This is a genomic window from Amycolatopsis sp. NPDC049691 (assembly GCF_040675005.1).
Lineage (GTDB): Bacteria > Actinomycetota > Actinomycetes > Mycobacteriales > Pseudonocardiaceae > Amycolatopsis.
Window position 1 is genome coordinate 348,525 of sequence record NZ_JBFANX010000004.1, and the last position, 19,763, is coordinate 368,287.

Annotated in this window: 18 protein-coding genes; 14 read left to right on the plus strand and 4 right to left on the minus strand. The window is 71.4% G+C overall.

Annotated elements, in window-relative coordinates; all coding sequences use genetic code 11:
• Position 1 precedes the first annotated feature (1 nt).
• Genes AB0J40_RS11545 through AB0J40_RS11590 form a run of 10 tightly spaced genes read left to right on the plus strand, consistent with a single transcriptional unit; the run spans position 2 to position 9,155 of the window.
• Entirely contained in the window at positions 2 to 847 is an 846-nt protein-coding gene (locus tag AB0J40_RS11545) for an ABC transporter permease (protein WP_364450900.1), read from the plus strand.
• A complete protein-coding gene (locus AB0J40_RS11550) occupies positions 844 to 2,121 on the plus strand; it encodes an MCE family protein (RefSeq protein WP_364450903.1) in 1,278 nt (425 codons plus the stop codon). Before AB0J40_RS11545 ends, AB0J40_RS11550 begins: the two co-directional genes overlap by 4 nt.
• On the plus strand, positions 2,118 to 3,125 hold the full coding sequence (locus tag AB0J40_RS11555; protein WP_364450905.1) for an MCE family protein: 1,008 nt from the start codon (positions 2,118 to 2,120) through the stop codon (positions 3,123 to 3,125). Before AB0J40_RS11550 ends, AB0J40_RS11555 begins: the two co-directional genes overlap by 4 nt.
• The gene (locus AB0J40_RS11560; protein WP_364450908.1) at positions 3,122 to 4,114 is read left to right on the plus strand and encodes an MCE family protein; all 993 of its coding nucleotides are present in this window, start codon (positions 3,122 to 3,124) and stop codon (positions 4,112 to 4,114) included. Before AB0J40_RS11555 ends, AB0J40_RS11560 begins: the two co-directional genes overlap by 4 nt.
• Positions 4,111 to 5,118, plus strand: a complete 1,008-nt coding sequence (locus AB0J40_RS11565; RefSeq protein ID WP_364450911.1) for an MCE family protein — start codon at positions 4,111 to 4,113, stop codon at positions 5,116 to 5,118. Before AB0J40_RS11560 ends, AB0J40_RS11565 begins: the two co-directional genes overlap by 4 nt.
• Entirely contained in the window at positions 5,115 to 6,176 is a 1,062-nt protein-coding gene (locus tag AB0J40_RS11570) for an MCE family protein (protein ID WP_364450913.1), read from the plus strand. The genes AB0J40_RS11565 and AB0J40_RS11570 overlap by 4 nt, the downstream gene beginning before the upstream one ends.
• A complete protein-coding gene (locus tag AB0J40_RS11575) occupies positions 6,176 to 7,381 on the plus strand; it encodes an MlaD family protein (protein WP_364450916.1) in 1,206 nt (401 codons plus the stop codon). Before AB0J40_RS11570 ends, AB0J40_RS11575 begins: the two co-directional genes overlap by 1 nt.
• On the plus strand, positions 7,378 to 7,881 hold the full coding sequence (locus AB0J40_RS11580) for a hypothetical protein (RefSeq protein WP_364451376.1): 504 nt from the start codon (positions 7,378 to 7,380) through the stop codon (positions 7,879 to 7,881). Before AB0J40_RS11575 ends, AB0J40_RS11580 begins: the two co-directional genes overlap by 4 nt.
• The gene (locus tag AB0J40_RS11585) at positions 7,878 to 8,444 is read left to right on the plus strand and encodes a hypothetical protein (protein ID WP_364450919.1); all 567 of its coding nucleotides are present in this window, start codon (positions 7,878 to 7,880) and stop codon (positions 8,442 to 8,444) included. Before AB0J40_RS11580 ends, AB0J40_RS11585 begins: the two co-directional genes overlap by 4 nt.
• A 42-nt stretch (positions 8,445 to 8,486) precedes the next feature.
• Positions 8,487 to 9,155 carry a hypothetical protein gene (locus tag AB0J40_RS11590; RefSeq protein WP_364450922.1) on the plus strand — a complete coding sequence of 223 codons (669 nt, stop codon included), beginning with the start codon at positions 8,487 to 8,489 and terminating at the stop codon, positions 9,153 to 9,155.
• 54 nt (positions 9,156 to 9,209) lie between these two features.
• On the opposite strand, the gene AB0J40_RS11595 is transcribed toward AB0J40_RS11590, so the two are convergent.
• Entirely contained in the window at positions 9,210 to 10,154 is a 945-nt protein-coding gene (locus tag AB0J40_RS11595; protein WP_364450923.1) for a hypothetical protein, read from the minus strand.
• A gap of 362 nt (positions 10,155 to 10,516) precedes the next feature.
• Here AB0J40_RS11595 and AB0J40_RS11600 point away from each other — a divergent pair, with 362 nt between their 5' ends.
• Both AB0J40_RS11600 and AB0J40_RS11605 read left to right on the plus strand, forming a co-directional pair.
• The gene (locus AB0J40_RS11600; protein ID WP_364450926.1) at positions 10,517 to 11,137 is read left to right on the plus strand and encodes a DUF6801 domain-containing protein; all 621 of its coding nucleotides are present in this window, start codon (positions 10,517 to 10,519) and stop codon (positions 11,135 to 11,137) included.
• A gap of 88 nt (positions 11,138 to 11,225) precedes the next feature.
• On the plus strand, positions 11,226 to 12,659 hold the full coding sequence (locus AB0J40_RS11605; protein ID WP_364450929.1) for a DUF6801 domain-containing protein: 1,434 nt from the start codon (positions 11,226 to 11,228) through the stop codon (positions 12,657 to 12,659).
• Between the two features lie 315 nt (positions 12,660 to 12,974).
• Here AB0J40_RS11605 and AB0J40_RS11610 read toward each other — a convergent pair whose 3' ends face one another.
• Positions 12,975 to 14,252 (minus strand): helix-turn-helix domain-containing protein, encoded by a 1,278-nt coding sequence (locus tag AB0J40_RS11610; RefSeq protein ID WP_364450932.1) that lies wholly within the window; start codon positions 14,250 to 14,252, stop codon positions 12,975 to 12,977.
• Between the two features lie 306 nt (positions 14,253 to 14,558).
• Here AB0J40_RS11610 and AB0J40_RS11615 point away from each other — a divergent pair, with 306 nt between their 5' ends.
• Positions 14,559 to 15,254: a hypothetical protein gene (locus tag AB0J40_RS11615; protein WP_364450935.1), complete on the plus strand. Its 696-nt coding sequence runs from the start codon at positions 14,559 to 14,561 to the stop codon at positions 15,252 to 15,254.
• The gene (locus AB0J40_RS11620) at positions 15,251 to 15,610 is read left to right on the plus strand and encodes a GntR family transcriptional regulator (RefSeq protein ID WP_364450938.1); all 360 of its coding nucleotides are present in this window, start codon (positions 15,251 to 15,253) and stop codon (positions 15,608 to 15,610) included. The genes AB0J40_RS11615 and AB0J40_RS11620 overlap by 4 nt, the downstream gene beginning before the upstream one ends.
• Here the strand turns inward: AB0J40_RS11620 and AB0J40_RS11625 are convergent.
• Together AB0J40_RS11625 and AB0J40_RS11630 are read right to left on the minus strand one after the other, a co-directional pair.
• Positions 15,582 to 16,388 carry an arginase family protein gene (locus AB0J40_RS11625; protein WP_364450940.1) on the minus strand — a complete coding sequence of 269 codons (807 nt, stop codon included), beginning with the start codon at positions 16,386 to 16,388 and terminating at the stop codon, positions 15,582 to 15,584. The two genes, AB0J40_RS11620 and AB0J40_RS11625, sit on opposite strands and share 29 nt — an antisense overlap.
• Entirely contained in the window at positions 16,385 to 19,762 is a 3,378-nt protein-coding gene (locus tag AB0J40_RS11630) for a pyruvate carboxylase (protein ID WP_364450942.1), read from the minus strand. The genes AB0J40_RS11625 and AB0J40_RS11630 overlap by 4 nt, the downstream gene beginning before the upstream one ends.
• Position 19,763: the final 1 nt, after the last annotated feature.

Below are 19,763 nucleotides of genomic sequence, written 5' to 3' on the forward strand. Positions count from 1 at the left end.
CATGGTGACGACCACCCCGGCCGCGAGGGTCCGCGAAGCCGTCGACCGCCGGTTCGGCTTCCTCGACGTCCTCGGCGACCAGATCCTCTTCTTCCTCCGCGCGATCGCCTGGATCCCGCGCGCGCTGCGCCGCTACCTGCGCGAGATCGTCCGGCTGCTGGCCGAAGTCAGCTTCGGCAGCGGCGCGCTCGCCGTCATCGGCGGCACGATCGGCGTGATGATCGGGATGACCGTGGCCACCGGCACGGTCGTCGGGCTGCAGGGCTACTCCGCGCTCAACCAGGTCGGGACGTCGGCGTTCGCCGGGTTCGTCTCCGCCTACTTCAACACGCGCGAGATCGCGCCGCTGGTGAGCGGCCTCGCCCTGTCCGCCACCGTCGGCTGCGGGTTCACCGCGCAGCTGGGCGCGATGCGGATCTCCGAGGAGATCGACGCCCTCGAGGTCATGGGCATCCCGAGCGTCCCGTACCTGGTGACGACGCGGGTGATCGCCGGTTTCCTCGCCGTCATCCCGCTCTACGCGATCGGGCTGCTGTCGAGCTACCTCGCCTCGCGGCAGATCACCGTCTGGTTCTTCGGGCAGTCCGCGGGCACCTACGACCACTACTTCCTGCTGTTCCTCCCGCCGGGCGACGTGCTGTGGTCGTTCGGGAAGGTGCTGGTGTTCAGCGTCGTCGTGGTGCTGGCCCACTGCTACTACGGCTTCCGCGCGAGCGGTGGCCCGGCGGGCGTGGGCGTCGCGGTCGGCCGCGCGGTGCGCACCGCGATCGTCGCGATCAGCGTGCTCGACTTCTTCCTGTCCCTGGCGATCTGGGGCGCGACGACCACCGTGCAGGTGGCCGGATGAGACGCGAAACCCGCCGCAAGGCCGGGATCCGCACCGCGGGCGTGCTGTTCCTGGTGGTGCTGGGCGTGCTCGTGACGCTCTCGATCAAGGTGTACGACAAGGACTTCGTCAGCACGGTCCCGGTGACGCTCAAGGCGAGCCGGATCGGCAACCAGCTGCAGGCGGGCGGCCAGGTCAAGGCCCGCGGCGTGCTCGTCGGCGAGATCCGCGAGGTCCGGGCGACACCGCAGGGCGCCGAGATAGCGCTTGCTCTGGAGCCGGACAAGGTGGACATGCTGCCGGGCAACGTTTCCGCGCTGCTGGTGCCGAAGACGCTGTTCGGCGAGCGGTACGTCCAGCTGTCCATTCCGGACGGTGTCCGTACCCCGCACCTGGTCGCCGGGTCCGTGATCGAGCAGGACCGCTCGGCGAACGCGATCGAGCTGGAACGCGTCTTCGACAACCTGCTGCCGCTGCTGAAAGCCGTCCAGCCGCAGAAGCTCGCGACGACGCTGACCGCGGTGTCGACGGCATTGCAGGGCCGCGGCGAGCAGATCGGCGAAACGCTTTCCACCGCCGCCGGCTACTTGACGGACTTCAACCCGCAGCTGCCGGCGTTCACCAAGGACGTCCAGGACCTCGCGTCGGTGTCCCGGCTCTACGGCGACATCGCCCCGGACCTCCTGGACGCGCTCACCGACTCCGCCGTCACGCTGAACACCGTGCGGGACAAGGCACCCGACCTCGCGACCGTCTACCAGGAGGTCTCGAGTTCTTCGGGTGAGGTCCGGGAGTTCCTGAACCGCAACAAGAACAACATCATCACCCTCTCCGCCGACAGCCGCTCGGCGCTGGAGGTCGCGGCGCGCTACTCCCCCAGCTTCCCGTGCACCATCAAGGCGATGGACGCGCTGCGCGGGCCGGTCGACGAGGCGCTCGGCAAGGGCACGAACCAGCCCGGCATGCACGCGCAGGTCACCGTCAGCCAGGCGCGCGGCAAGTACGTGCCCGGCAAGGACGACCCGATGTACCCCTCCGACGGCGGCGGCCCGCGCTGCTACCCCAGCGGCGTCGCCCCGACGACCGGCACCGCCGCGGTCGCGCCCGGCGCGCCGCAGCACCCGCTCGTGACCGGCACGCGCGACGACCTCGGCGTCGCGAACTCGCCCCAGGAACGGGAACTGCTCGCCACGATCCTGGCGCCGCAGCTGGGCGTGCCCACCGGGCAGGTCGCGGACTGGAGCAGCGTGCTGGTCGGCGCGCTCTACCGCGGCACGGAGGTGACGCTCAAGTGAGGAAGTTCGCCGCCCCGCTGGTCAAGAGCCTGATCTTCATCCTGGTCACGACGGCCGCGACCGTGCTGCTGGCCGTGTCCATCGCGAACACCGGCGTCGGCCGCACCGACCTCTACGGCGCCACGTTCACCGACGCGACCTCGTTGAACGTCGGCGACGACGTCCGGATCTCCGGCGTCCGGGTTGGCCAGGTCGAGGAGCTGGAGATCGCCGACCACAGTCTGGCGCACGTGAAGTTCTCCCTCGACGAAGGCCGGCAGCTGCCCGCCGACGTCGGCGCGGTCATCAAGTACCGCAACATGGTCGGGCAGCGCTACATCGCGCTCGAACGCGGCGCGGGCGGCAAGGGCACCCTCCCGGTCGGCGGGGAGATCCCGCTGAACCGCACGACGCCGGCACTGGACCTGACCGACCTCTTCAACGGCTTCAAGCCGCTGTTCCAGGCGCTCTCGCCCACCGACGTCAACCAGCTCTCCGGCGAGATCGTCCAGGTGCTGCAAGGCGAAGGCGGCACCGTCGAGGAGCTGCTGGCCCACACCGGCTCGCTCACCTCGACGCTGGCGAGCCGGGACCGGCTGATCGGCGACGTCATCACCAACCTCAACCACGTGCTCGGCACGGTGAACAGCAAGGGCACCGCGCTGACGACGCTGATCTCGACGCTGCGGGAGCTCGTCTCCGGCCTGGCCGCGGACCGCACGGCGATCGGCGACGCGATCGGCGGCCTCGGCGACCTCTCCACGGCCACCGCGGGCCTGCTCGGCGACGCGCGGACGCCGTTGAAGGACAGCATCACCGGGCTCGACGGCGTCACGAAGAACCTCGCCGACGACAAGACCCTGCCGGGCCTGGAACAGACGCTGACGACGCTGCCGGAGAAGCTGAACAGCCTGGGCCGGATCGCCTCCTACGGCTCGTGGATGAACTTCTACCTCTGCAGCTCCACCCTGCAGACCACGCCCCCGCGCGGAACGCCCGTCACGGCGGAGAGGTGCGGCTCGTGAAGTCCTTCAAGGAACGCAATCCGCTCGCCCTCGGCGTCGCCGGGAGCGTCGTCCTCGCCGCGCTGCTGACCGTGACGTTCAACTACGACAACCTGCCGGTCGTCGGCGGCGGCACCACCTACCGCGCCGAGTTCTCGGAAGCGGCCGGGCTGCAGGCCGACGACGAGGTCCGCGTCGCCGGCATCAAGGTCGGCGAGGTGCGCGACGTCGAGCTGGCCGACGACCACGTGCTCGTCACCTTCCGCGTCGAGAACGCGTGGGTCGGCGACCGGACGTCGGCGGAGATCCGGATCAAGACGTTGCTGGGCCGCAAGTTCCTCGCTCTCAAGCCGACCGGGGACGCCGTGCAGGACCCGGACCAGGCGATCCCGCGCACCCGGACCGTCACGCCCTACGACGTCACCGAGGCGTTCAACGGCCTCGCGAACACCGCGGGCTCGATCGACACCACGCAGCTCGCCGACAGCTTCACCGCGATCAGCGACACCTTCCGCAACGCCCCGGCCCACGTGCGCACCGCGCTCGACGGCCTGTCCGCGCTGTCGAAGACGGTGTCCTCCCGCGACGACCAGCTCGCCGACCTGCTGGCCAACGCGCGCAAGATCACGACGACGCTGGCGAACTCCAACGAGGACTTCGAGCAGCTGCTCTCCGACGGCAACCTGCTGCTGGGCGAGCTGGACCGGCGCCGCCAGGCCATCCACGACCTGCTGACCGGCGCGCAGGCGCTGGCCACGCAGCTCTCCGGGCTGGTCGCCGACAACACCGCGGCGCTCAAGCCCGCGTTGAGCCAGCTGAACACCGTCACCGACCTGCTGTCCCGCCAGAACGGCAACCTGGAGAAGAGCCTGGCCGCGGCCGGCCCGTACTTCCGGCTGGCGAACAACGCGCTCGGCAACGGCCGCTGGCTCGACGCCTACCTCTGCGGCCTGCTGCCCGAAAACCGTGACCCGTGCACGCCGCCGAAGCAGTTCGGAGCCCCGAAGTGAACGCCACCCGCACCTACCGGTTCCTCGCCGCGGCGGTCGTCACGGCGCTCGTCGTCGTGGCCGGGCTGTGGTGGGTCTTCTCCGGCACCGGCCTCGACCGCGCCACCGTGCTGTTCTCCCGCGCGGTCGGCGTCTACAGCGGCTCGGACGTCCGGCTGCTCGGCGTCCGGATCGGCCAGGTCGAGTCGGTGACCCCGCGCGGCGAGCAGGTCGAGGTGACGCTGACCTACGACGGCTCCGCGCCGATCGCCGCCGACACCGACGTCGTCGTCATCGCGCCCAGCGTCGTCGCCGACCGGTACGTCCAGTTCTCGAAGCCGGCGCGCGGCGGGCCGCGGCTGGTGAACGGCGCGACCATCGGCGTCGACCGCAGCGCGACCCCGGTCGAGCTGGACGAGCTGTACGCGAGCCTCGACACCCTCACCAAGGCGCTCGGCCCGGACGGCGCCAACAAGAACGGCGCACTGTCGGACCTGCTCACCACCGGCGCGAACAACCTGCGCGGCAACGGGACCGCGTTCAACGACTCCGTGCGGCAGCTGGCGGAGCTGGCCCGGACCCTGGCGGGCAACTCCGGCGACCTGTTCACCACCGTCCGGGAGCTGCAGCGGTTCACGTCCATGCTGGCCGCCAACGACGACCAGGTGGCCAAGGTCAACCAGCAGCTCTCGTCGGTGTCGGGCACGCTGTCGGCCAACCGCGACGAACTGGCTTCGGCCCTGCGCTCGCTCGGCACCGCGCTCGGCGACATCCAGGGGTTCCTCAAGGACAACCGGGCGCTCATCAAGTCCAATGTGGACAAGCTGGCGGTGACCACGCAGACGCTCGTCGACCAGCGCGCGTCCCTGGCCGAGTACCTCGAAACCGCGCCGCTGGCCGCGACCAACCTGCTCCAGACGATCGACCCCGCCACCGGGGCACTGCAGAGCCGCACCGACCTGCTCGACTACCTGCCGCTCCCGGTGACCGGATCCGTCTACACGAACGAGGCGGGCGGCCGATGAGACCACTGAGACGCGTCGCGGCACTGGCGGCAGGCTGCTGCCTGGTACTAACGGCTTGTTCCGGCGAGTTCAAGGGCGTCTACGACCTGCCGCTGCCCGGCGGCGCCGACGTCGGCGACCACCCGTACCACGTCACCGTCCAGTTCGCCGACGTCCTCGACCTGGTGCCGCAGGCCGCGGTCAAGGTCGGCGACGTGCCGGTCGGGCGCGTGGAGACCATCCGGCTCGGCTCGGACGGCTGGACCGCCGAGGCCGTCGTCGAGGTCAACGGCGACGTCGTGCTGCCCGCCGACGCCGTCGCGCGGCTGCGGCAGTCCAGCCTGCTGGGCGAGAAGTTCGTCGAGCTCGCGGCCCCCGAAGGAGAAGCGAAGGCGGGCGCGCGGCTGGCCGACAACGCCGTGATCCCGGTGTCGCGCACCAACCGCAACCCCGAGTTCGAAGAGGTCTTCGGCGCACTTTCCCTGCTGCTCAACGGCGGGGGCATCGGGCAGCTGCAGACCATCAACCGCGAGCTGTCCAAGGTCATGACCGGCAACGAGACGCAGATCCGCTCGTTCCTCTCCGGCGTCAACACCCTGGCCACCGACCTCGACGCGCACCGCCAGGACATCACCGCGGCCCTCGAAGGCGTCAACCGGCTCGCGACGACGCTCGCCGACCGCGACAAGCAGGTGTCCGGCGCGCTCACCGACCTGACGCCGGGCCTGCGCACGCTGACCGACCAGCGCACCCAGCTCGTGGCGATGCTGCAGTCGCTCGACGACCTCTCCGGCGTCGCCACCGACGTCATCCACAAGAGCAAGGACGACCTGGTCGCCGATCTCCGGGCGCTCGCCCCGATCCTGCACCGCCTCGCCGACGCCGGGGCGTCGCTGCCGAGGGCCCTGGAAATCCTGCCGTCCTTCCCGTACACCGACGCGGTGATCCCGGCGATCAAGGGCGACTACCTCAACGTCTACCTGTCGGTCATCCCGGCGCCCGGGGTGCCGCTGCCGCCGCCCGGCGAGGGCACCCCGCCCGGCCTGCCGGTCCTCCCGCTGCCGACGGGAGGTCAGTGATGCTCACCACCCGGGTCCGGGTCCAGGTCGTCGCGTTCGTCGTGATCTCGCTCGTCACGGTCGCGTTCGTCGGCGCGAACTACGCCGGGATCGACCGGCTCTTCGGCGGCAGCGGCTACACCGTGAAGCTGGAGCTCGCCGAGGGCGGCGGCATCTTCACGAACGGCGAGGTGACCTACCGCGGCGTCGCCGTCGGGCGGATCGGCGAGCTGCGGCTGACGCCGTCCGGGATGGAGGCCGACCTCGTCATCGACGGCTCGGCGCCGCCGATCCCGGCGAACGCCCAGGCCGTCGTGGCCAACCGGTCCGCGGTCGGCGAGCAGTACGTCGACCTGCAGCCGCGCACGTCCGACGGTCCGTACCTGGCCGGCGGCTCGGTCATCCCGCGGGAGAAGACGACGCTGCCGATGCCGGTGCAGCACCTGCTCGGCGACCTCGACTCGCTGACCGCGTCGGTGCCGACCGGCGACCTGCGCACGGTCGTCGACGAGCTGGACGACGCGCTGCGCGGCACCGGCCCGGACCTGCAGGTGCTGCTGGACACCGCGACGTCGTTCACGAAGGACGCGGCGGCCAACCTGCCGCAGACGACGAAGCTGATCGACGACGGCTCGACCGTGCTGCGGACCCAGCTGGACTCCTCGGCCGAATGGCGTTCGTTCACGAGCAACGCCAAGCTGTTCGCCGCGCAGCTGTCCTCTTCGGACGGTGACCTGCGGCGGCTGATCGCCACCGCGCCGCCCGCCGCGTCCGAGCTGGGCACCCTGCTGAAGGAGACCGACCCCGGGCTGCCGATCGTGCTGGCCAACCTGCTCACCACCGCGCAGGTGGTCCAGGCCCGCACCGGCGACCTGGAGCAGCTGCTGATCGCGACGCCGAAGGTGGTCGCGGCGACGTCGACGGCGTTCGACGGCGGCGACGGCAACCTCGGCATGGCGCTGACGTTCTACGACCCCGTCCCCTGCCGGGCCGGGTACGAAGGCACGCGGTTCCGGCCCAGCACGGACACCTCGCCGCTGCCGTTCAACACCGGCGCGTCGTGCACGCTCGAGAAGGGCGACGCGACTTCGGTGCGTGGCTCGCAGAACGCGGCCCACCTGCCGGTCCCCGCGCCGGCGGTGCCCGGCTCCGGCGTCCCGCTCACCGCGCCGGACGGCCTGACGGTGTCCCCGACCCTCGAGGAGATGCTGTGGCTGGGAAAGTGAAGTGGCCGCTGCGGGCGGCGGTGCTCGCCGTCGTCGTCACCGCCGCCTTCGCGGGCTGGTCGGGGTTCACCTGGTACCGCACCGCGCACAGCGCCGAGCTGACCTACGGCACCGCGCGCGACGAGGCGCTGACCGCCGGCCGCGAGCTGGTCGCGCGGCTGTGCACCCTCGACTACCACCAGCTCGACCAGGGGCTCGACCAGTGGCTCGACGCCTCGACCGGCCCGCTGCACGACCGGCTCGCCCACACCGACGACGCCACGAAGAAAACCCTCACCCAGGACGCCACGGTGTCCACCGGCAAGGTGCTGGACGCGGCGCTCAGCGAGCTGGACGAGCACGCCGGCACCGCGAAGCTGATCGCGTCGGTGGAGATCACCGCGCAGAAGGAAGGCGTCGCCCCGGCGACCAAGCGCAACCGGTTCGCCGCGGGGCTGACCCGGACCGAGGGCGGCTGGAAGCTCAGTGCGCTCGACGAGCTGCCGGTGGGGGCGAGATGAGCACCACTACCGAAGAAGCCGAAGTGACGACCGAAGAGGTCGCCGCCGAGGAGCCGCGGCGCCGCCAGTGGCTGCTGTCGCTGCTGGTCGCGGTCTCGGTGCTGTTCGCCGGGACCGGCGTGGCGTTCACCGTGGCGGCGCGGTCGGCGGCGGACGACCCGGCCGCGGCCAACCACGCCCTGACCGACGTCGGGGCCACCGCGGAGGTCACCTCGGCGGTGACGCTCGCGCTCAACCGGATCTTCTCCTACTCCTACGACCGGACCGACGTCACCGAGCAGGCCGCCGACGACGTCCTGCGCGGGGACGCCCGCACCACCTACGACCGGCTGTTCGCGCAGGTGAAGGAAAAGGCACCGGCCCAGAAACTGGTGCTGACGACGCGGGTGACGTCTTCCGCGGTGCAGGAGATCCGCGACGGCCACGCCCGGCTGCTCGTGTTCCTCGACCAATCGGCGACCCGCGCCGACAACAATTCCAGCAGTTCCGCCGCGGCCCAGCTTTCGGTGGCCGCGGAACGTGAGGGAAACACCTGGAAAATCACCGGGCTCACCCCTCGCTGACCCCGTTTTCCCCGCTGTTTCACACTGTGAAGGAGAGTCGGCATGCCTACTTTGTCGCGCACTCGGAAGAACGGCCGGAAATGGGCGCGCGCGGCCGCGGTCACGGCGGCCGCCGGCATCGCGATGAGCGTTGTCACCGCCGTTCCCGCCTCGGCCGACGTGGTCGAGATCCCGGTCGGCTACACGGTCACCGGCAGCACGGTCGTCAAGAAGACCGGCAGCGCGATGACCCTGGGCCCGGGCAACCTCGACGGCGCCCTGATCATCGACGACCAGACCGGCTCGGTCGGCCTGCGCGCCGACCTGACGCTGCCGCCGTCGCAGGCCAACATCTCGCTGGTGTCGGGCATCTTCAAGATCAAAGCGAAGGTCAAGATCACCCCGACGGGCCCGGCCACGGGCACCATCGCCGACGGCACGCTGACCACGCACGCCCAGGCGAACATGGAGATCTACGACATCTGGGCCGGCCTGCTGGTCCCGGTGTTCCCGCTGCCGACGGTGCCGGGCAGCTGCAAGGCGAGCAAGCCGCTCGACCTGGACCTGAGCGCCAAGGACGTCGACATCTTCGGCCCGAAGATCACGGTGACCGGCACGTACACGATCCCGGACTTCAAGAACTGCTTCATCGCCGACCTGGCACTGGGCGCGCTGGTGTCGGGCCCGGGCAACACGATTTCCCTGGACCTGGCGGCCAAGACCGAAGGCTGACCCGGTACGCGAAGAGGGGCTTCCCGGCGCGGGAAGCCCCTCTTTCGTAGCCGGTCAGCAGGGTGCGTTGGGGTCCGCCTTGAGCGCGACGGTGAACCGGTCGCCGGCGGAGAGGGAGAGGAACGGCCCGCAGAGACCCCAGCTCACCGGGTCGCCCTCGGTCACGTCGTTGGACCCCCAGGCGACGTAGTCCCCGTTGCTCTTGAGCGCGAAGTTGAAGGTCCACCCGGCCTCGATCGCGACGACGTCCGACTGCGCCGATTCGGGGACGTCGACCTGGTGGTTGTCGTTGCGGCCCCAGGCGATGACCCGGCCGTCCTTGAGCGCGAGGCTGTGCTGGTGACCGGCGGAAATCGCGGTGACGCCCGACTTGGCGTCGGCCGGGACGTCGGTCTGGCCGTGGTCGTCGGCGCCCCAGGCGAGCACCCCGCCGTTTTTGAGCGCCAGGCTGTGGTCGCCTCCGGCGGACACGGCGACGACACCGGAGGTCGCCGCGGCCGGGACGTCCGACCGCAGGCCCCAGCTGAGCACGCGCCCGCCCTTGAGGGCGAGGTTGTGCATGGCGCTGGTCGAGATGGCGGTGACGCCGGACTTCGCGTCGGCGGGCACGTCGGCCTGGCCGTACCAGTCGTTCCCCCAGGCCAGGACGCCGCCGTTCTTGAGCGCGAGCTCGTGGCCCCAGCCGGCGGCGATCGCGCTCACGCCCGACAGCGCGGCCTCGGGGACCTCGGTCTGCCCGAAGTTGTTGTCCCCCCACACCAGGACCTGGCCGCCCTTCAGGCCCATGGCGTCCATCCCGCCCATGGAGACGGCGCTGAGCCCGTCGGAAGCCTCCGGCGGCGGACCCATGATGTAGTTCGAGAAGCCCCATTCGACGACGCCGCCGGTGTCCGGCGCCTGTGCGGAAGCGGACGCGGCCGACACCACGGGCACGGCGGCCAGGGTGGCGGCGAGCAGCACGGAGGCCCGGCGGTGGGCGGTGCGGAAACGGGGGGCCACGGCATCCTCTTTCGCTGAATCGATTCCCGCGGTCACGGTGCGCGCGTGGTATCGATAGTAACGCGGACAACCACCGATCGGAACGCGTGCGAGTATTTGTCAAAATCGCACCAAGGTCATCACCGCACTACTCCGGAGTTGACAAGAACTCAGCGGGCCAATGGCCGGTGGAAACCGACCACGTGACATCCTTGTTGCGCAACCGACTGGCGAGTAACCTCATTTATCACAGCCACCTCGCGAGGGTTCGGGCTGCACCAGGGAAAACACCGGGGGAATTCGCGGTACCACTTTGGTCCGCAGGGCGCGTGGGCAACGCCCGCCCGAGACGTCAACTGGATGATCGAAGGAGATTGGCAGTCATGACCCGACTCAGGAACCTGTCCCTCAAGGCGGCCGCGACCGCCGCCACTGTCAGCGCGCTCGGCATGGTGCTGACCGGTGTGGCCTCGGCCGACACGACCTACAACGCCGGCGCGACCTACCGGTGCACCTTCCCCGGCATCCCCCAGCAGGACGTGGCCATCACCGCGTTCCTGACCGGCCCGGACTCGATCGCCGCCGGCGGCACCGCCGTGCCGACCAACGTCGGTGGCACCGCGACGATCTCCGCGGCCGTCCACTCGCTGCTCACCGCGGTGGGTTACGACGGTCTCCGCGGCACCGCCACCGTGCCGGTGACCGCCGCCCGCGGCACGGTCTCCGGCCCGGCGAGCGGCCTGAACATCCCTGAAACGATCTACCCGGCCGGCGGGCCGATCACCGTCAACATCAGCCAAGTGGCGACCTCGTCGGTCCCAACCTACACCGCGCCGGCCACCGCGGGCAGCGACACCCTGTCGCTCGGCACGCCGATCACCGCGGCCCTGCAGTTCCACAAGGCGTCCAACAACACCTGGGCGAACTGGAACATGAGCTGCACGCCGAAGACGACGAGCCCGGCGCAGAACCTCGCGTTCTCGCCGAACTTCGTCATCACGTGACCGAGCTGAACCAGCTTCACCGTAGGGATGGCCGGGGCCCCGGCCATCCCTACGGCTCGTTTCCCCGCGGCACGGACAGGAGCACGGCATGGCCCGACGGCTGACCCGGCGGACGGCGACCCGCGGCGCGCTCGCGCTGGTGTGCGCGGTGTCGGTGACCACCGGCGCGTTCACCGGGACGGGTTCGGCCGCGCCCGGGGCCGCCGCCGCGGACGTGGGCAAGGGCGGGCGCGAGGTCGCGAAGACGGTCGCGACGACCTGCGTCTTCGCCGACCCGGTGGGACCGCTGAAGCTCGACGTGAAGACCGAGGCCACGCTGCCCGCCTCGATGACCACGGGCAAGCCCGCCACGATCGACGGATTGGCCGTGTCGTTTCCGCTACCGCGCGCCGCCGCCCAGCAGCTGCTGGGTACCGCCACCACCCTCGAAGGCGGCCTGACCTTCCAGTTGCTGCTGGAGCAGGGCAAGGTCAAGGACACCCTCGCCGTCCCGCTGACCATCGCCGCGACGCCGCTCCCGGCCGACGGCGACCTGCTCCTGACGGCCAAGGGGAAGCTCGCGGCGTTCTCGCCCTCCACCGCCGGCCTGCTCAAGATCCGGTTGACCGCACCGAAGCTCGCGCTGGGCCCGACGGGCGCACCACCGGAACAGCCCGCCCAGCAGGTGGCGTGCACCGCCGACGCGGGCGAGGACCTCTCCTTCGGCTCGGTCGCGGTGCTGGCGGCCGCCGCACCGCCGTCCGGGAAACCGGCGCCGGGCAAGAAGACCACGCCGGCGCCTCAGCCGGGCGGCTCGCAGAAGCACTCCCTGCTGGACGAAGAGCCGCCGCCGGACGACACCGTCACGATGGTGCTGCCGCTGCAGCCGAACCAGGTCGACAACACGGCCACGATCACCAAGACCGGCGCCAAGATCCACAGCAAGCCGGCCGCGCTGGTCAACGGCGTCTGGTTCCGGATCACGACGCCCGACGGGTTCCCGATCCGGAGCGAGATCACCGGCGAGCTGGCGTTCGCGCCGGTGACGGTGTCCTACCTCGGCTACGGGTTCCTGCCGATCACCGCGACGGTCGAGTTCCTGCCGGTCGACTACCGAAGCGGCGCCACGATGATCCACTCGTTCGGCACCCTGTTCGACGGCATCCTCCGCAACCACCTCGACGTGGTGTCGCGGCTCAGCGACGTCAAGGTGAACGGCGTCCCGCTCGACGCCGGCCCGGACTGCGTCTCGGCGACGCCGATGCCGATCGACATGATCGGCGAGTACGACCCGTTCACCGGCGGCCTGATCGGCACCGACCCGGCGAACGCGGACCCGAAGTACCGCGGCTTCTCGTTGCCCCCGTTCAAGAACTGCGGCGCGGCGGAAAAGCTGAGTTCGCTGTTCACGGGCCAGAACTCGGGCCCGGGCAACCAAGCATCGGCGCGGCTGACGATCATCCAGCTGTGCACGGAGGCCGACCACCGCAACTGCCCGCCGGTGGCGCCGATCCCCGCTGAGGTCTACCGTGCGAGCCACTGACCCGGCGGACCGGTAGTCCCGGATCAGCACCGCAGAACCGGCCGCGCTCGACCCGGATGTGCTCGTCGACGACTCCCCTGCTCGGCCGCGGAGGCCAGGAGCACGGCCGCGCGGTGGCACGGCGCACCCGATACCGCCGAACTCCGGCCGCTCGTCGCACCGATGGTCCCGGCCCACCAGCTGGACCGGATCGAGCACCCTGCTCCCGGCGTCGCGCGATCGGGAGATCCACCACTCACCACCACGAGTACCCCGACTGGTCCGGCTGGGAAGTCCGCGACCCGGCGGAGGAGGAGCAGGAGGAACCGTGACCGGCTACCGTGGCGTCCACTGTGGACGCGAACCACCGGCCCGCGGCGAGGGCAGCAGCTCGCTCACCGGGTACCGCAACGGCAACGGCGCCGCGCCCGCGCGCAATGCCAGCTCCATCTCGAACCGCGCGGCCGGGTCGCGCAGGCTGTCGCCGAACGTTGCCTGCAGCTGGCGCATGCGGTAGCGGACCGTCTGGGGGTGGACGCCCAGGCGGTCGGCGATCTCCACCACGTTGCCCTGGCTGTCCAGCCAGGCCCGCAGCGTCTCCAGCAGGCGCTCCTGCTGCTTGCCCGTCATGTCCGCCAGCGGCGCGAACAGGCGGTGCCGGAGCGTGCCGACCAGGCCCGTGTCGGAGTTGACCAGCAGCGTCGCCAGGTGCTCCTCCGCGCGCAGCACCGGGCGCGGGGCCAGGACGCCGCGCTCGGCCAGGTGCAGCGCGTTGCGGGCCCAGCGCAACGAATCCGCCACCGACGCCAGCGGGACGCACGGGCCGATCGACAGCCGGCAGTCCGGCAGGGCCACCTGGAGCGTCGCCAGGCGGGCGCCGCCCAACTCGCCCGGGACCACCAGCTTCGGGTCCGGGGTGTCGAGCTCGGCGAGGATGTCGGCGTCGAGGCCCGCGTGGCGGCGGGCCGGGGCGACGCCGTCGGCCGGGCAGACCGCCACCGGGGTCGCGTCCGCCGGCACCGGCCAGCCGATCAGCTGGGCCAGCTCGGCGATCGCCTTCGGGGACGCCGGCGGCGTCTCCAGGATCAGGTGCAGCAGCTTGCGGCGCCACGTGTCGAGCGCTCCCGCCGTGCGCGCCTTCGCCTCCAGGTAGCCGTCGAGCGCGACCGAGGCGAGTTCGTCCATGAACGCCAGCATCGCGTCGGCCAGCTGGGACATCACCGCCGACGAAAGCCCGCTTCGCCGCCCGACGCGCATGATCCGCCGCCACGACACGCGCGCACCGACCCGGTACGCCGACTGCAGCGTGTCGAGGCTGCGGCCCTCGCGCATTTCGTTCTGCCCCAGGCGGTGGTGGACCTCGTGGGACTGTTCCTTCGAGACGGTCGGGTCGGCGATCTGCGCGACGAACAACGTGATCGCGTATTCGACGCCGGCGCGGATCGACTTGCCGTAGGGGCCGTCGAGCGGGCGCGCGTAGGCCGGGATCGTCGCGCGGATCTCGTCGACGATCTCGGCCGCGAGGCTGGCCAGCTCCGGCCGCAGGATGTCGGCGAGCTTGCGGGGCAGTGGGGCCGGTGGCGCAGCGTGTTCGAATCCGCGCTCCACCGACATCGCAGCTCCTTCGCTCCGCCCCGCCGACCCCGGCCCGCGCATGCGTGGCCGGGCACCCCGCACCTGAAGCGGGGTGACAACGGACACATCGAAAAGCTAGCGCCGAATGTGTCACCCGAATGAGAGGAAACCGATTTCTTGTCAGGTTCGTGACAAGTTCACCGGACGCGGCTGCGGGAAGCTGACAAGTGCCCCGCCGACTGCACGTTCGCCTGCATACGAACGGACGAACCTCCAACGAGCGCCGCGCTGCGCGGTTACGCGGGCATCTTGTATCGTGTGGTTGATACAAGCGAGGAGGTCCGCATGCCGTGGGACAACGTGCTCGGCGTCGCGCTCATCACCGGGCTGATCGGCCTGGCGATCCTGATCGTGCTCTGGCCGGGCGAAAAGCAGGGAAAGCGCTTGCTCGTGCGCTGGGGCGTACCGGACCCGGACGCCGGCGAGGTGATGCTCGCCGTCCGCTACCTGAAGCGACGGCGGTTCTGGTACCCGTGGCTGTTCCTCGCCCTGCCGCCGCTGGTCGACGACACCGGCCCGGGCTCGCTCTTCGCCACCCTGCTGCTGGGCGGCCTGATCGCCGAACTGCTGGCGCAGCGGCCGTCCCGCGGCCCGCGCCGGGAGGCGGACCTCGTCCCGCGGACGCTGCTGGGGATCGTCCCGGCCTGGATGCTGGTGCTCGGCGTGCTGGCCGTCGCCGGGGCGATCACGCACCTCGCGCTGACGGCGCAGTGGAAGCTGCTGGCGGTGGCCGCGGGCGCGGCGGTGATCTGCGCGGCGATCACCCTGCTCGCGGTGCGCCGCCCGGCGGTCGGCGGCCCCCGGGTCGACCTCGCGCTGCGCCGGCGCAGCACGCGGGTGGCGATCGGGCTGGGCATCGGCGCCTGCACGTCGATCGGCTGGCCGGGCGGCGACTTCGGCTCGCTCCTGGCGGTCGTGGCCGGGCTGGCCGCGTTCCTCGCCGTCACGGCCCCGGTGAAACGGCAGCCGGCCGTCGCGTGAAGATCGTCGTCGACACCGAGAACGGGCTGGCACCCTGGCGGCAGGTGCACGACCAGGTGGTCCACGCGGTCACGACGGGCGCGCTGGCGGAGGGCGCGCGCCTGCCGCCGATCCGCCAGCTGGCCCGCGACCTGGGACTGGCGTCCGGAACGGTGGCCCGCGCGTACCGCGAACTGGAGGCGGCGGGCTGGGTGACGACGGCCCGCGCCCGCGGCACGGTCGTGACGCTCCCCGAAGGCCGCCCGGCCCCGGCCGAGCTGCTTCTCAAGGCCGCGACGACCTACGCGACCCAAGCCCGGGAACTCGGCGCCGATCTGGACACGGCGATCAACGCCCTTCGCGCGGCGTGGCCGTGAGAAGCCGGCCCACCGCGGCCAGGACCGGTTCCAGGACCTCGACTTCGCGCGAAGTCCCCACGCACTCGGTGATCCCCGCGCCGACGACCTCGAACCCCGCCAAGGCATCCAGCTCCGCAACCAGGCGGTCGATCGTCCACCCGTCCGGCTCCGGGTAGTTCAGCCCTGGGAACTCGGCGACGTCCAGCACGTCCAGATCCACGTGCACGTACAGCTTTTCCACGCCGGTCAAGGCATCCGGTGACGTGACCGCGAGCCCGCGCACGACCGCCGCCCGCTCCTCCGGGTCGAACGCCCGCGTTCCGAGCAGCGCCACGCTCCCCGGGGTCAGCGCCGGGTCCGCCGCGAACTCCGGATCGCCCTCTCCGAACAACGACCGCAGCACCATCCCGTGGAACGCCCCCGACGGCGACGTCGAGGCCGTGTTCAGGTCCGCGTGCGCGTCGAACCACGCGACACCCAGGCCGGGCCCGTGGCGGTAGCGCGCCACGCCGATCGGGACCAGCTCGACGCCGCAGTCGCCGCCGATCGTCAGCACCGGGCCGCCCGGGGCCTCCAGGGCCGCCAGCTGGGCCGCGCGGTTCGGGCCGGTCAGCACCGCCCGGGACGCGATCCCGCCGTCCACTTCGGACAGTGCCTGGGTCTGCCGGACGTGGTGCACCGGCCTGCCGAGCACGTGCCCGGCCAGCTCCGCGAGCGCGAGGCAGCCGTCCGGCAGCTCCGCCGCCCGCGGTCCCACGGCGCCTTGGCGCTGCGGGACCGCGTTGATCAGCGTCATTCCAGGACGAGCAGGAGATCGCCGCCCTCGACCTGCTGGACGGAGGTGATCGCCAGCCGGCCCACCTTGCCGCCGGCGGACGCGGTGATCGACGCCTCCATCTTCATGGCCTCGATCGTCGCGACGGTCGCGCCGGCCTCGACCGTGTCGCCCTCGGCGACCTGCAGCGTGACGACGCCGGCGAACGGCGCCGCGACCTGCTTCGGGTTGCCCTTCTCCGCCTTCTCGGTCGCCGGGACGTCCGACGCGATCGACCGGTCGCGGATCTGGATCGGGCGCAGCTGCCCGTTGAGCGTCGACATCACCGTGCGGACGCCGCGCTCGTCGGCCTCGCCGATCGCCTCCAGCTCGATGAGCAGCCGGACCCCCGGCTCCAGGTCGACCGAGTACTCCTCGCCCGGCCGCAGCCCGTAGAAGAAGTCCTTGCTGGGCAGCACGGACGTGTCGCCGTAGGCCTCGCGGTGCGCCTCGAACTCCTTCGTGGGGCCGGGGAACAGGAGCCGGTTCAGCGTCCGGCGGGGTTCCGAGGCGAGCGCCGCACGGTCCTCTTCGGACAGTTCGGCGACCGGCTTCGCCGCCGCCCGGCCCTCCAGGGCCTTGGTGCGGAACGGCTCCGGCCAGCCGCCGGGCGGGTCGCCCAGCTCACCGCGCAGGAAGCCGATCACCGAGTCCGGGATGTCGAACTTGTTCGGCTCCGCCTCGAAGTCGGCCGGCGAGACGCCCGCGCCGACCAGGTGCAGCGCGAGGTCGCCGACGACCTTGGACGACGGCGTCACCTTCACCAGGTGGCCGAGGATCTTGTCGGCGGCCGCGTACATCGCCTCGATGTCCTCGAACCGGTCGCCCAGGCCCAGCGCGATGGCCTGCGTGCGCAGGTTCGACAGCTGCCCGCCGGGGATCTCGTGGTCGTAGACCCGGCCGGTCGGCGACGCCAGCCCGGCCTCGAAGGGCGCGTAGATCTTGCGCACGCTCTCCCAGTACGGCTCCAGGTCCCCGATCGCCCGCAGGTCCAGCCCGGTGGTCCGCGCCGAGTGGTCGGTGGCCGCCACGATCGAGGACAGCGACGGCTGGGAAGTCGTGCCCGCCATCGACGACACGGCGCCGTCGACGGCGTCCGCGCCCGCGTTGATCGCCGCGAGGTAGGTGGCCAGCTGGCCGCCCGCGGTGTCGTGGGTGTGGATGTGCACCGGCAGGTCGAACTCCTTGCGCAGCGCGGTGACCAGCTTGGTCGCCGCGGGCGCGCGCAGCAGCCCGGCCATGTCCTTGATCGCCAGGACGTGCGCCCCGGCGCCGACGATCTGCTCGGCCAGCTTGAGGTAGTAGTCGAGCGTGTAGAGCTTCTCGCCCGGGTCGGACAGGTCCGAGGTGTAGCAGAGCGCCACCTCGGCGACGGCCGTCCCGGTCTCGCGCACGGCTTCGATGGCCGGCCGCATCTGCTCGACGTCGTTGAGCGCGTCGAAGATGCGGAAGATGTCGATACCGGTCTTCGTGGCCTCGTCGACGAAGGCGGTGGTCACCTCGGTCGGGTACGGCGTGTACCCGACGGTGTTGCGCCCGCGCAGCAGCATCTGCAGGCAGATGTTCGGCACGGCCTCGCGCAGCGCGGCCAGCCGCTCCCACGGGTCCTCGGCGAGGAACCGCAGCGCGACGTCGTAGGTCGCGCCGCCCCAGCACTCCAGCGACAGCAGCTCCGGCAGCGTGTTCGCGACGACCGGCGCGACCGCGAGGAGGTCCTTCGTGCGGACACGGGTGGCGAGCAGCGACTGGTGCGCGTCGCGGAACGTCGTGTCCGTGACGCCGATGTGCGGCGACTTGCGCAGCCACTCCGCGAACCCGGCCGGGCCCAGCTCGACGAGCTTCTGCTTCGACCCCGGCGCCGGCTGGGCGTCCTTGGCCAGCTTCGGCAGCTTCAGCGTGGCGTCCGGCGTCTTCGGGCGCTCGCCGTTGGGCTTGTTGACCGTCTGGTCGGCGAGGTAGGTCAGCAGCCGCGTGCCGCGGTCGGCGGACTGGCGCGCGGTGAGCAGCTGCGGGCGCTCCTCGATGAACGACGTCGTGACGCGCCCGGCGCGGAAGTCCGGGTCGTCGAGCACCGCCTGCAGGAACGGGATGTTCGTCGCGACACCGCGGATCCGGAACTCGGCGACCGCGCGGCGCGCGCGCCCGACGGCGGTCTTGAAGTCCCGCCCGCGGCAGGTGAGCTTCACCAGCAGCGAGTCGAAGTGCGCGCTGATCTCGGTGCCGGAGAAGGCGGTGCCGCCGTCGAGCCGGATGCCCGAGCCGCCCGGCGAGCGGTAGGCGGAGATCATCCCGGTGTCCGGGCGGAAGCCGTTGGCCGGGTCCTCGGTGGTGATGCGGCACTGCAGGGCGGCGCCACGGAGGTAGATCTTGTCCTGGGCCAGCCCGAGGTCGGCGAGGGTCTCGCCGGAGGCGATCCGCAGCTGCGACTGCACGAGGTCGACGTCGGTGACCTCTTCGGTGACCGTGTGCTCGACCTGGATGCGCGGGTTCATCTCGATGAAGACGTGGTTGCCCTGCTTGTCGAGCAGGAACTCGACGGTGCCGGCGTTGCGGTAGCCGATCTGGCGGGCGAACTTGACGGCGTCGGCGCAGATGCGGTCGCGCAGCTCGGGGTCGAGGTTCGGCGCCGGGGCCAGCTCGACGACCTTCTGGTGGCGCCGCTGCACCGAGCAGTCGCGCTCGAAGAGGTGGATGACGTTGCCTTCGCCGTCGGCGAGGATCTGGACCTCGATGTGCCGCGGCTCGACGACGGCCTTCTCCAGGAAGACGGTCGGGTCGCCGAAGGCGGACTCGGCCTCGCGCGCGGCGGCCTCGATGGACTCGCGCAGCTGGGCGGGGTCCTCGACCCGGCGCATGCCGCGCCCGCCACCACCGGCGACGGCCTTGACGAACACCGGGAAGCCCAGCTCCTCGGCCGCCGCGACCAGCGCGTCGACGTCGCTGGACGGCTCGGACGACCCGAGCACCGGAACGCCGGCCTCGCGCGCGGCCTTGACCGCGCGGGCCTTGTTGCCGGTGAGCTCGAGGATGTCGGCGCTCGGCCCGACGAACGTGATGCCCGCTTCTTCGCACGCGCGCGCCAGGTCCGGGTTCTCCGAGAGGAAACCGTAACCGGGGTAGACGGCGTCGGCTCCCGCCTTCTTGGCGGCGGCGACGATCTCGTCGACCGAGAGGTAGGCACGCACGGGGTGACCGGGTTCGCCGATCTCGTACGCCTCGTCGGCCTTCAGCCGGTGCAGGGAGTTGCGGTCTTCGTGCGGAAACACGGCGACGGTCCCCGCGCCCAGTTCGTAGCCGGCGCGGAACGCCCGGATCGCGATCTCCCCGCGGTTGGCCACCAGCACCTTGCGGAACATG